Annotated in this window: 13 protein-coding genes; 4 read left to right on the top strand and 9 right to left on the bottom strand. The window is 71.8% G+C overall.

The genetic code is table 11. From position 1 onward, the window contains the following. A partial coding sequence (locus VMR86_11130; protein HTO07591.1) for a 6-phosphofructokinase occupies positions 1-184 on the top strand: 184 nt, incomplete at its 5' end. A 69-nt stretch (positions 185-253) separates the two neighbouring features. Further along, positions 254-2,056 carry a chloride channel protein gene (locus VMR86_11125; GenBank protein ID HTO07590.1) on the top strand — a complete coding sequence of 601 codons (1,803 nt, stop codon included), beginning with the start codon at positions 254-256 and terminating at the stop codon, positions 2,054-2,056. Position 2,057: 1 nt separating this feature from the next. Here VMR86_11125 and VMR86_11120 read toward each other — a convergent pair whose 3' ends face one another. The 3 genes from VMR86_11120 to VMR86_11110 are packed head-to-tail and all read right to left on the bottom strand — an operon-like array spanning position 2,058 to position 3,614. Next, the gene (locus VMR86_11120) at positions 2,058-2,687 is read right to left on the bottom strand and encodes an NUDIX hydrolase N-terminal domain-containing protein (GenBank protein HTO07589.1); all 630 of its coding nucleotides are present in this window, start codon (positions 2,685-2,687) and stop codon (positions 2,058-2,060) included. 1 nt (position 2,688) lies between these two features. Further along, positions 2,689-3,168 carry a YfcE family phosphodiesterase gene (locus VMR86_11115; GenBank protein ID HTO07588.1) on the bottom strand — a complete coding sequence of 160 codons (480 nt, stop codon included), beginning with the start codon at positions 3,166-3,168 and terminating at the stop codon, positions 2,689-2,691. A gap of 20 nt (positions 3,169-3,188) precedes the next feature. Beyond that, positions 3,189-3,614, bottom strand: a complete 426-nt coding sequence (locus tag VMR86_11110) for a hypothetical protein (protein HTO07587.1) — start codon at positions 3,612-3,614, stop codon at positions 3,189-3,191. Between the two features lie 41 nt (positions 3,615-3,655). On the opposite strand from VMR86_11110, the gene rimO reads away from it, so the two are divergent. Next, complete coding sequence (rimO, locus tag VMR86_11105) at positions 3,656-4,993, top strand: 30S ribosomal protein S12 methylthiotransferase RimO (GenBank protein ID HTO07586.1); 1,338 nt, start codon at positions 3,656-3,658, stop codon at positions 4,991-4,993. Here rimO and VMR86_11100 read toward each other — a convergent pair. From VMR86_11100 to VMR86_11075, 6 genes are read right to left on the bottom strand one after another with little or no spacing between them, the layout of a single operon-like run. Beyond that, positions 4,990-5,382 (bottom strand): MAPEG family protein, encoded by a 393-nt coding sequence (locus tag VMR86_11100; protein HTO07585.1) that lies wholly within the window; start codon positions 5,380-5,382, stop codon positions 4,990-4,992. The two genes, rimO and VMR86_11100, sit on opposite strands and share 4 nt — an antisense overlap. 10 nt (positions 5,383-5,392) lie before the next feature. Beyond that, positions 5,393-6,121 carry an HAD-IA family hydrolase gene (locus tag VMR86_11095; GenBank protein HTO07584.1) on the bottom strand — a complete coding sequence of 243 codons (729 nt, stop codon included), beginning with the start codon at positions 6,119-6,121 and terminating at the stop codon, positions 5,393-5,395. After that, positions 6,118-7,125 carry an MBL fold metallo-hydrolase gene (locus VMR86_11090; protein HTO07583.1) on the bottom strand — a complete coding sequence of 336 codons (1,008 nt, stop codon included), beginning with the start codon at positions 7,123-7,125 and terminating at the stop codon, positions 6,118-6,120. Before VMR86_11090 ends, VMR86_11095 begins: the two co-directional genes overlap by 4 nt. 4 nt (positions 7,126-7,129) lie before the next feature. Beyond that, complete coding sequence (locus VMR86_11085) at positions 7,130-7,816, bottom strand: rhomboid family intramembrane serine protease (GenBank protein ID HTO07582.1); 687 nt, start codon at positions 7,814-7,816, stop codon at positions 7,130-7,132. 4 nt (positions 7,817-7,820) lie between these two features. Further along, positions 7,821-8,663, bottom strand: coding sequence for a sulfurtransferase (locus tag VMR86_11080; GenBank protein HTO07581.1), 843 nt, complete (start codon positions 8,661-8,663; stop codon positions 7,821-7,823). A 1-nt stretch (position 8,664) separates the two neighbouring features. Then, positions 8,665-9,786, bottom strand: coding sequence for a deoxyhypusine synthase family protein (locus VMR86_11075; GenBank protein ID HTO07580.1), 1,122 nt, complete (start codon positions 9,784-9,786; stop codon positions 8,665-8,667). Positions 9,787-9,866: 80 nt separating this feature from the next. On the opposite strand from VMR86_11075, the gene VMR86_11070 reads away from it, so the two are divergent. Then, positions 9,867-10,786, top strand: a 920-nt coding sequence (locus tag VMR86_11070) for a class I tRNA ligase family protein (protein ID HTO07579.1), incomplete at its 3' end; no start/stop codon positions are given.

The following is a 10,786-nucleotide window of genomic DNA, read 5'->3' as shown; positions in this document are numbered from 1 at the left end:
GGTTCTGGCGGAGGGCATCGCGGAGCTGCTCGACCCCGCGGACCTCGAGGGCATGGAGGACGCCGAGCGCGACGACCACGGCCACGTGCGGCTGTCCGAGCTGCCGCTGGGCGACCTGCTCAAGCGCGAGATCAAGGCGCGCTTCGCGCGGCGCGGAATCACCGCGATCAAGGTGGGGTGGTGAGCGCGATCGACGCGAAGAACTGCCGGACGAACGACTGGCCCGGCGAGTGAGAGTGGAGACACTCGAGTGATGGCCTGGCTGCGCCTGTGGGTCGCGCGCATGGCCCACCTGCGCGCGCGCTGGGTCGCCTTCGGGATCGTCGTCGGTCTGTGCTGCGGGCTCGCCGCGTCGGCGTTCTTCGTGGCGCTCGAGCTCGCCACGCGCTTCACCACGGTGACCCTGGTGCGCGAGTTGCCGCCGCCGCCGCCGCCGGGCGACGCGCTGCTCGGCGAAGCCCCGACGCCCGACGGGCCGCCACGCCGTTGGCTGTTCTTCCTGCTGCCTGGCTTGGGCGGGCTGGCCGCGGGGCTGCTCGTGACCTGGCTCGCGCCCGAAGCCGAGGGCACGGGCACCGACGAGATGATCCGCGCGTTCCACCGCTCGCGCGGGGTGATTCGCTCGCGCGTGCCGCTGGTGAAGGCCGCAGCCACCATCCTCACGCTCTCGAGCGGCGGGAGCGCGGGCAAGGAGGGCCCGGTCGCCCAGGTCGGCGCGGGCATCGGGTCCGGGCTCGCGAGCCTCTTGGGTCTCAGCGCGCGCGACCGGCGCATCCTGCTGCTGGCGGGCACTGCGGGCGGGCTCGGCGCGATCTTCCGCGCGCCGCTCGGCTCGGCGGTCACGGCGATCGAGGTCGTGTACCGCGAGGACTTCGAGTCCGAAGCGGTCGTGCCGGCAGTCATCTCGTCGGTGACTGCCTACGTCGTCTTCGGGCTTCTGCTCGGCTCGCACCGGATCTTCGCGACCCACGGCATTCCGCATTTCCGCCCGATCGAGCTGCCCGGCTATGTGCTGCTGGCCCTGCTCTCGGCGCCGGTCGGACGCGCGTACATCGGGCTGTTCCGCCTGCTGCGCCACCGCGTGTTCGCGCGACTCAGTCTGCCCCGGCCGCTGCGGCCGATGCTCGGAGGTCTGTGCGTGGGCGCGATCGGGCTGGCGGTCCCCGAAGCCTGGGGCGCGGGCTGGGGCTGGCTGCAGCGCGCGCTGGACGGCCAGGTCGCCGTCCAGTCACTGGCCTTGATCGTGGCGGCCAAGATCGCGACCACCGCGCTCACCGTGGGATCCGGCGGGAGCGGGGGCGTGTTCGGCCCGACACTCTTCATCGGCGGCATGCTCGGGGCGCTCGTGGGTTACACGGGCGCGGCGCTCGCCCCGGCGTTGTTCCCGCATCCCGCCTCGTTCGTGCTGGTCGGCATGGCGAGCTTCTTCGCCGGCGTCGCCTCCGCGCCGATCGGCGCCATGCTGATGGTGGCCGAGATGAGCGGCGGCTACGCGCTGCTCGCGCCGCTCGTGCTGGTGTCGGTGCTCGCCATGCTGCTGGCGCGCGGCAGCTCGATCTACGAGAACCAGGTGAAGGACCGCTTCTCCTCGCCGGCGCACCTCGCCGATCTCACCGTGAACGTGCTCGAAGAGATGAAGGTCGGCGACGTCTACCGGCCCAGCGAGTCACTGGTCTCGGTCGCGCCCTCGACGCGCTTCGCGGAGGTGCGCGCGGCGCTGCTCGGTGCAAGTCAAGGCACGCTGCCGGTGGTCGACACGGACGGCACGCTCACGGGCCTGGTCACGGCGGAGCAGCTCCGGCCGGTGCTCGACGAGCCGCAGCTCGATGGGATCGTGGTGGCGAGCGACCTCGCGGGGCCGCCGCTCGCGCTGCTGCGCGACGACGACCTGTATCGCGCGCACGAGCTGTTCCGCTCCTCGGCCTACCCCCAGCTTCCGGTGGTCGAGGCTTCCGACGGCGAAGGCCCCCCGCGCGGCCGGATCCTCGGCATGCTCGACTACCGCGACATGATGCACGCGTACCATCTCGAGCTGCAGCGGCGCCGGGAGTCCTGAGTCAGTCCAGATAGGGGAGAGCGCCGGGGTCACGGTGGACCCGGAGCGCCTCGCGCACGTGCAGCGGCAGCGTGCGCCCGAGCGAGAGCTCGGGCAGGCGCGCCACGTCGAACCAGCCCGCATCGCTGGCCTCACTGCCCGCGCGCGGCTCGGCGGCGGGATCCAGCAGGCGGCCCACGAACACGAGCTTGTGGATGTGGAACAGGTGCGGCGGGCAGTCGGGCTGGAGCCGCGTGTCGAACACGCCCGCGAGTCTCTCCACGCGCGCGTCCACGCCCGCCTCTTCCGCGGCCTCGCGCACCGCCGCCTCCGACGGGCTGTCGCCCACGTCGACGTAGCCGCCGGGCAGCGCCCAGCGCCCGTCCATGCGCTCGCGCACCAGCAAGACCTGGTCGCCGCGGAACAGCGCCAGCCGCACATCGAGCTTGGGAGTCACGTAGCCGTCGTCGCTGGCGCGGAACACGCGCTCGAGCGCCGCCGCGTCCTCGCCCGTGCCGTGCGCGGCAAGCTGCGCGGCCAGCTCGAGCAGCGCCTGATAGCGCTCGCGGTCGAACGGGCCCTCGGTGAAATGCAGACCGGTGCTGGCGAGCGCGCGAATCCGGTCCGCGATCTCGAGCAGCACGCGAGTCACGCTAGAACCGCAGCACTTCGGCCTCGAGCCGCACCAGGTCGAGCAGCCCCACGGCGTTGCGCCCCTCGAGCCAACCTGCGCACTCGCCGGGGTTGAACACGAGCGTGCCCTCGACCCGCTCCAGGCACAGCCGGTGATCGTGGCCGTGCAGGAGCACGTCGCTCGACGCAAGGACGGGGTGGGCCCGGCGGTCGTGCACGACGGTGATGCGGCGCCCGTGCCAGCGCAGCTCGAGCGGAGGCTCGGCCAGCTCGAAGCCGAGCTCGGCCGCGACCCCGGCCAGCTCCGCGCGGTCGTGGTCGTTGTTGCCGAACACGCCGAACACCGGCACCGCCAGCTCGCCCAGCAGGCGCAGCGTCGAGCCGCGCGTGATGTCGCCGGTGTGGATCACGCGCTCCACGCGCGCCGCGCGCAGCACCTCGACGATGCGCGCGACGTTGCGCGCGTTGTCGTGCGTGTCACTGATCACCCCGATCCGCATGGCCGGAGGGTAACACGCAGCTACGAGGCGCCCTCGGCGCCGCCCGTCCGCACCACCAACGTGCCGAGCAGCCAGCCCCAGAGCGCGTTCGCGGCCAGCACTACCACCGGCGTGAGCGCGCCGAGCTGCACACCCAGCATGCCGTAGCCGGCGCTGGGGAGCTGCAGGAAGAGCTCGCGCAAGCTGGGCAGGAGTGACACGGCCAGGCCCGCGCGCACTGGAGTGAGTCCGCGCCAGCGGGCCAGCGGCAGCGCGAGCGCGAACACGCTGCCCTCCAGCACGCGCTCGCCCAGCCAGTGCGGATCGAGCCCGCCGGGAAAGAGCTTGCCGAGCTGAACGTCGACCAGCGCGCCGAGCTTCGCGCGCACCGCGATCCACAGCATGAGCGACGTGATGAGCGCCGCCAGCGCCCCCGCGGCGTAGGGCCCCGCGAGCCTGCGAAGCATCGGTCTCTACCCCCGGGACCTCATGCTAACCTTCCGCGCCCATGGCGGCCGCCCCTACACCGACGCGCGTCTACTTCCGCACGCTCGGCTGCGCCAAGAATCAGGTCGACTCCGAGGTCATGCTCGGGCAGCTCGCGCTGGCCGGAGTCGAGATCGCGCAGGACCTGTCCGACGCCGACGTGGCGATCGTGAACACCTGCTCGTTCATCTCGAGCGCGCGCGAGGAGTCGGTCGACGCGATCCTCGAGCTGGCCGGCGAGAAGGAGCGCGGCGGGCTGCAGGCGCTGGTGGTCGCGGGCTGTCTCCCGCAGCGCTACGGGCACGAGCTGGCCAAGGAGCTGCCCGAGGTCGATGCCTTCGTGGGCACGGGCCAGTTCCAGAACATCGCCGCGATCCTGGCCGACGCCCGCGCCGGCCGCTCGCGCGGCGTGTACGTCGACGCGGGCCGCACGCACCTCTACGACGAGCACAGCCCGCGGCTGTTGCTGGGCGCGACTCACTCGGCCTATCTCAAGATCGCCGAGGGCTGCGACCGGGTGTGCGCATTCTGCGCGATCCCGGCCATCCGCGGGCGCTTCCAGAGCCGCACGCTCGAGTCGGTCGTGGCCGAGGCCCGCATGCTGGGCGAGCAGGGCGTGAAGGAGATCAACGTGATCTCCCAGGACACCCTGTCCTGGGCCAAGGACCTCGAGGGCCGGCCGCGCATCGCAGAGCTGATCGACGCGCTCGACCAGGTCGAGTCTCTGGCCTGGGTGCGTTTCCTCTACCTCTACCCCAGCGCGCTGACGGGCGAGGTGATCGACGCCTTCGCGGGCGCGCGCCGCGTGCTGCCGTACTTCGACGTGCCGCTGCAGCACGCGAGTGACCGGATCCTGCGCGCCATGAAGCGCGGAGTCACCGCTGCGCGTCAGCGCAAGCTGGTCGAGACACTGCGCGCGCGCGTGCCCGGCTGCGCGCTGCGCACCACCTTCATCGTCGGCTTCCCCGGCGAGACCGACGCCGATTTCGCCGAGCTGTGCGAGCTCGTGCGCGAGGTCGGCTTCGACCGGGTCGGCGTGTTCCGCTACTCGGACGAGGAGGGGACCTCGGCGCAGGCGCTCGACGAGAAGGTGCCCGCCGCGGTGTCTCGCAGGCGCCACCGCGAGCTCATGGCGCTGCAGCGCGGGATCATGCGGGCGAAGCTCGCCCAGCACGTGGGGCAGACGCTCGACGTGCTGGTCGACTCCGCCGGCCGTGACCGCGGAGTGGGCCGCATCTGGTCGCAGGCCCCCGAAGTGGACGGCACGGTGCTGTTGCGCGGCGGCGCGCGCGCGGGCGAATTCGTCCGCGCGCGCATCGTGGGCGCGCGCGACGTCGACCTCGAGGGCGAGCTGGCCTAGGCCCGCGCGGCCAGCACGAACAGCGCGATCGAGCACAGCTGGCCGACCCCGAAGGTCAGGCTGCGCATCAGGTCGATGTCGGCGAGATACAGGAAGCCGTGCAGCACGCGCGCGGCCACGTAGGCGAGCGCGAAGATCGTCGACCAGCCGGGGTCGGCGCCGGCGATGTGCGCGATCAGCACCGCCGCTGCGAAGAAGCCGAACGTCTCGAACGCGTTGTTGTGCGCGCCCATCGCGCGCGCGCCGCGCCCGGTGAGCTGAGCTTCCTGAAGGCGCGGCAGCTTGTTGTCCGCCTTGCCGAACTGCTTGCGCCGTTCGCCCGCCGCAATCGTGACCCACACGTAGGGCAGGATCCCTGCCACGAGCACACACCAGAACGGAATCGTCATCGCATACTCCTCAGCGTCTTGCCGACAGGATTCGGTCCGCCACCTCGGGCACGTCGCGCGCCACCTCGCAGTCGACCGGTCCCCAGTCACCGTGCGGATCGAGCAGGACCACCGGCAGCCCCGCGGCGCGCGCCCCGACCACGTCGGCAGCGTACACGTCTCCCACGTGCAGTGTCCGGGCGGGGTCACTGCGCGCGTGGTCGAGCGCGGCGGCGAAGATGCGCGGGTCGGGCTTCTCGAAGCCCACCACGGTGGAGTCGAAGACCGCGTCCAAGTGAGGGCGCAGGCCCACACGAGTGAGTCCCTCCTCCACCGTGCCGTCCGCGTTCGACACGACCACGAGCCGGACACCCGCCGCGCGCAGCCGCGCCAGCGCCTGCGGCACGCCCGGCAAGACCAGACACCACAGCTCGAGCGAGCGCCTCGGCACGCGGATGCGCGGCACGAGCTGGTCGACCAGCGCCCGACACTCATGCGTGTCGCGGCCGAGCACGCGCTCGAGCACGCGTTCGACCGCGAACGAGAAGGTGTCGCGGCCCTCGGTCGAGCCGCCGTTCTGCAACAGGCGCGAGACCGCGGGCCGGCCCGCCGCCTCCGCGCGCGCCAGCGCCGCCGCATCGCAGGGCGCGCCCAGCGCCGCGAGCTCGCGCGCGATGCGCGGGAAGTCCATCGAGATCAAGGTCCCGCCCGCGTCGAGAAACAGCGTGTCGACGTCTGCCCAACGAACCGCGCCAGTCACTTCTCTGGTAGCCTCCATGTCTCGCCGATCGCCAGCACACGCACGCGCTCGGGGTCCGCCCCTGCCGCCGCGACCGCGCGCGCGAGCGCGCGCGGCGGCTCGTCGAGCGGCTCGTCCGTGAGGTCGAACGTGCCCCAGTGCATGCCCAGCATGGTGCGTGCGCCCAGGTCACGCCAGGCCTGCACCGCCTCTGCCGGGTTCATGTGCTGAGAGCGCATGAACCAGCGCGGCTCGTAGCCGCCGATCGGCAGCAGCGCCACGTCGATCGGCCCCAGCGCGCGGCCCAGCTCGGCGAAGCCGCCGAAGTAGCCCGTGTCACCCGCGAAGAAGTACTTGTGCGCCCCGGAGTCGAGCAGCCAGGCGCACCAGAGTGTCTCGTTTTGCGCGTAGCCGATGCGGCGCGACCAGTGCTGCGACGGCAGGCAGGTGATCGTCCAGCGGCCGCGCTTCGCGCTCTGCCACCAGTCGAGCTCGGTCACGTCGTCGCGCCCGCGCTCGCGGAAGAAGCCGGCCATGCCCAGCGGCACGTACCAGCCCACGGAGGCGGGCAGGCGCTCCACCGTGTCGGCGTCGAGGTGGTCGTAGTGGTTGTGCGAGATCACCGCGAACGCTCGGGCGGGCACCGACTCGAGCGGGATCCCGGGCGGCACCCGGCGCTTGGGCAGGAGCGCCCGCTCGCTCCACTGCGGGTCCGTGAGCACCACGTCGTCGCCCTCGTGGATCGCGAACGTGGCGTGGCCGACCCAGGTGAGCTCCGCGGGCGCATTCGGCTCGGCGAGCGAGCGGCCGTCGTTGGCCACGACCGGAATCACCGGCGGCCGGCTCTTGTCGAACTCGTTTCGCGACAGCTGCCAGCGCAGGGCGTCCCAGGTGCTGACCGGCTGCGGCGCCCAGGGGTTGAAGAAACGGCCGTCGGGTCCGCGGTGCGGCGCGTGCAGCAGCGCGGGATCGAAGGCAGACGCCGACAGCGCGCCCGCCAGCACGCACGCCCGCAGCCAGCGCACGGCCCTACACCAATCGGCGTCGGGGCGGTGCCCGCAGGTTCAGGAGCAGGACCACCGCGGCCCCGAACACGAAGCCGCCCACGTGCGCGAAGAACGCGACTCCGCCCTGGTCGGCCCCGCGCCCCGCGGCGCTGCCGGAGAGCAGCTGGAACACGAACCACAGCCCGAGCCACACCACCGCCGGTACCGAGATCACGCGCACGAACACGAAGATGATCAAGAGTGACTCGACCCGCGACTGCGGATAGAGCAGCATGTACGCGCCCATCACCGCCGCGATCGCGCCGCTCGCGCCCACCGTGGGGATCACGGAGTGCGGGTTCGCGAACACGTGCGCCGCCCCGGCGGCCACCCCACCCGCGAGATAGAACAGCGCGTACCCGACGTGCCCCATGCGGTCCTCGACGTTGTCCCCGAACACCCAGAGGAACAGCATGTTTCCCGCGAAGTGCATGAAGCCCGCGTGCAGGAACATCGAAGTGAAGAAGGGCGCCAGCTCGTCGAGCCGCAGCCCGCGGTTCGAGACCATCTTCACGAACGTGGCGGGGATCAGCGCGTGGTCGTTCACGAACGCGTCGAGGTCCGCGCCGGCCGTGATCTCGAGATAGAACACGAAGGCGCACAGCCCGATGAACGCGTAGTTCACGAAGGGGAACGTGCGGGACTGGATCGTGTCGCGGATGGGGATCATCGGGTCACGGGCTCGGGTCCCCGGTCGCGATCGGCAGCTCGTCCGAGTCGCCCCACTCGGCCCAGGAGCCGTCGTACACCGCGACCCGCTTCGCGCCGAGCAGGGCCAGCGCGAAGGCGTCGAGGCTGGCGGTGACCCCCGAGCCGCAGGTGGCGACGATCGGGCGGTCGAGGCGCACGCCGGCGCGCTCGTACTCCTCGCGCAGGTCGCCGAGTGACTGGAAGCCGTTCGGGCCGAGGTTCCGCTCGTAGGGCACGGAGCGCGAGCCGGGGATGTGACCCTTGTGCTTCGTGTGCTCGTCGCCGGTGCCGCGGAAGCGCTCGGCCGAACGGGCGTCGACGATCTGCGCGCCGCCGCTCTGCAGGGCGCGCAGCACGTCGGCCTGCGAGGCCAGGAGCTCCGGCCGCGGTGCGGCGATGAAGCTGGCCGTGCCGTGGCTGGGAAGCTCGCGCGTGACCTCGCGCCCTTCGCCGACCCAGCGCGTGAAGCCGCCGTCGAGCAGGGATGCGTTCGGGTGGCCCGCGTAGCGCAGGCACCACCAGACGCGGCCGGCCGAATAGCCCGCGAGCCGGTCGTACACCACCACGTGGTGCTCGGTGCCGATGCCGCGCGCGGCGAAGGTGCGCGCCAGACGCTCCGGGCGGTCCACCGTGTTGCGCAGGCGCGCCCGTGGGTCGGCGAGGTCGGTCGAGAGGTCGAGATACACCGCGCCCGGAATGTGCGCAGCGCGGTACTCGGCAGCGCCGTCGCGCTTCTGCGCGGGCAGATACCAGCTCGCGTCGATCACGCGCACGTGCGGGTCGGCCAGCCGCGGCTCGAGCCAGGACGGCTCGACGAGCAGCGACAAGTCAGCCGACCTCGACCTGCGTCATGCCGGCCAGCACCTGCCCGTCCCATTCGAGGCGCAGCCGCGTGCGGCCCTTGTGCAGCTCTTCCTGGATCGCGGCGGTCGCGAGCAGCGGCAGTGACACGGTCGGCTCCACCCAGGCGAAGGCGCGCGTGGCGCCGTGCTTCACCTTGCCCCAGCTCTCCGCCTCGTCGAGCGTCGAGCCCGAGAGACCCCCGTCGGCCGTGACCGCCGTGGTGACTTGCAGCGCGTAGCGGTGGCCGTGGTCGGGCCGGCCGAACACGTAGCTCGTGACGATCGCGTCGTTGATGTAGTTCTTCGGAACGCCGCCCGCGACGTAGAACGCGCCCGTGACGGCCGAGCGGGCCACGACCTGACACAGCTCGTAGTTGTCCTGGATCGAGCTGATCACGAGCCCGGGCTTGCCCTGGGTGACCGAGCGGTGGTGGTGCTCGGTGAGTCCGATGCCGATCGAGCTGTCGTTCAGCGCGGGCACGAACATCGGCACGCCGTGGCGCCGGCAGGTGGCCACGATCGACAGCGGGTCGTCGAGCCGGTCGGCGAGCGCGTCCATGAACTGGCGGCTCGAGTAAGCCCCGGGCGGGAGTGAGTCGGCCACGTGGCCGATCCAGGTGTCGGTCTTGGCGAACGCGACCTCGTCCACGTAGGTGTCGTAGATGCGGTCGACGTACAGCTCGCGCAGCTCCGCGTCGTTGGCCTGCGGCGAGCCGCGATAGTGCGCGTAGCCGCGCGCCTGGTAGATGTCCTGGTAGAGGATGGCGCCGGTCGACACGACCACGTCGACCAGGTTGTACTCGACGAGCTCGCGAATCACCTGGCGCAGTCCGCCCGCGATCAGCGGCCCCGCGAGCCCGAGCAGGATGGTCGGCCGATCAGGGTCGCGCAGCATGCCCTCGAGCACCTCGTAGCATCCGCCCAGGTTGCGCGCCTGGATGCTCATGCCCGAGTAGGCGCGCACCAGGTCCGCCACCGTGCGTGTCTGTGCCGGCATCGGCGCGCGCACGCGCTGCGCGAGGAACTCTGCCTTGCGCTCGAGCTCTTCCGCAGACAGCTCCGGCGCGGGCCAGCTGCTGTCGCTCGTTTGCGGCTTGCGTTCACTCATGTCGCTCGCGCCACTCTAGAGGGTCTCGAGTGTCGCGCAAAGCCCCGGTGGGCCGCGCAACGCCTGCTATTCTGCGCCGCATGCCGTACGAGCCGCGCCGGCTCGAAGCCAAGTGGCAACGCCTCTGGCTCGAGCGCAAGACGTTTCGGAGCGAGATCGATCCCGCGCGGCCGAAGTTCTACGTGCTCGACATGTTCCCGTACCCCTCGGGCGAGGGCCTGCACGTCGGTCACCCCAAGGGCTACGTCGCGACCGACGTCTACGCGCGCTACAAGCGCATGCGCGGCTTCAACGTGCTCCATCCCATGGGCTGGGACGCGTTCGGGCTGCCCGCCGAGCAGCACGCGGTGAAGACGGGCCAGCACCCGGCGGTCACCACGGCGCGCAACGTGGCGCGCTACCGCGAGCAGCTCCAGGCGCTCGGTCTCTCGTATGACTGGGACCGCGAGCTCGACACCACCGACCCCAAGTACGTGCGCTGGACCCAGTGGATCTTCCGCAAGCTGTTCGAGCTGGGCCTGGCCTACGAGGCCGAGGCGCCGGTCAACTGGTGTCCCGAGCTCGGCACGGTGCTCGCGAACGAAGAGGTGCGCGACGGGCGCAGCGAGATCGGCGGTCACCCGGTGATTCGCGTGCCGCTGAAGCAGTGGATGCTGCGCATCACCGCCTACGCCGACCGCCTGATCGAGGACCTGTCACTCGTCGACTGGCCCGAGCACATCGTGAAGATGCAGCACGACTGGATCGGCCGTTCGCTCGGCGCGCGCGTGTTCTTCCCGCTCGCGGACGCGGGCGCGGGCGGCGCGCGATCAGCGGACCCGACGGAGTCGATCGAGGTCTACACGACCCGGCCCGACACGCTGTTCGGCGCGACCTACATGGTGCTCGCACCCGAGCACCCGCTGGTCGAGCGCATCACCACGCCCGCGCAGCGCGGCGCCGTGCGCGCCTACGTCGAGGCCGCGGCGCGCAAGAGCGAGCGCGCGCGCGCTGCCGACGC

The organism is Myxococcota bacterium (assembly GCA_035498015.1).
GTDB lineage: Bacteria > Myxococcota_A > UBA9160 > SZUA-336 > SZUA-336 > VGRW01.
The sequence above is the reverse complement of the archived record's forward strand: the minus strand, read 5'-3'. Positions and strand labels throughout refer to the sequence as shown.

What these genes read in the sequence shown, in the direction of transcription:
- VMR86_11125 (HTO07590.1), top strand. Translation starts at nt 254, where the DNA reads ATGGCCTGGCTGCGCCTGTGGGTCGCGCGCATGGCCCACCTGCGCGCG.
- VMR86_11115 (HTO07588.1), bottom strand. Translation starts at nt 3,168, where the DNA reads ATGCGGATCGGGGTGATCAGTGACACGCACGACAACGCGCGCAACGTC.
- VMR86_11110 (HTO07587.1), bottom strand. Translation starts at nt 3,614, where the DNA reads ATGCTTCGCAGGCTCGCGGGGCCCTACGCCGCGGGGGCGCTGGCGGCG.
- rimO (HTO07586.1), top strand. Translation starts at nt 3,656, where the DNA reads ATGGCGGCCGCCCCTACACCGACGCGCGTCTACTTCCGCACGCTCGGC.
- VMR86_11100 (HTO07585.1), bottom strand. Translation starts at nt 5,382, where the DNA reads ATGACGATTCCGTTCTGGTGTGTGCTCGTGGCAGGGATCCTGCCCTAC.
- VMR86_11085 (HTO07582.1), bottom strand. Translation starts at nt 7,816, where the DNA reads ATGATCCCCATCCGCGACACGATCCAGTCCCGCACGTTCCCCTTCGTG.
- VMR86_11075 (HTO07580.1), bottom strand. Translation starts at nt 9,786, where the DNA reads ATGAGTGAACGCAAGCCGCAAACGAGCGACAGCAGCTGGCCCGCGCCG.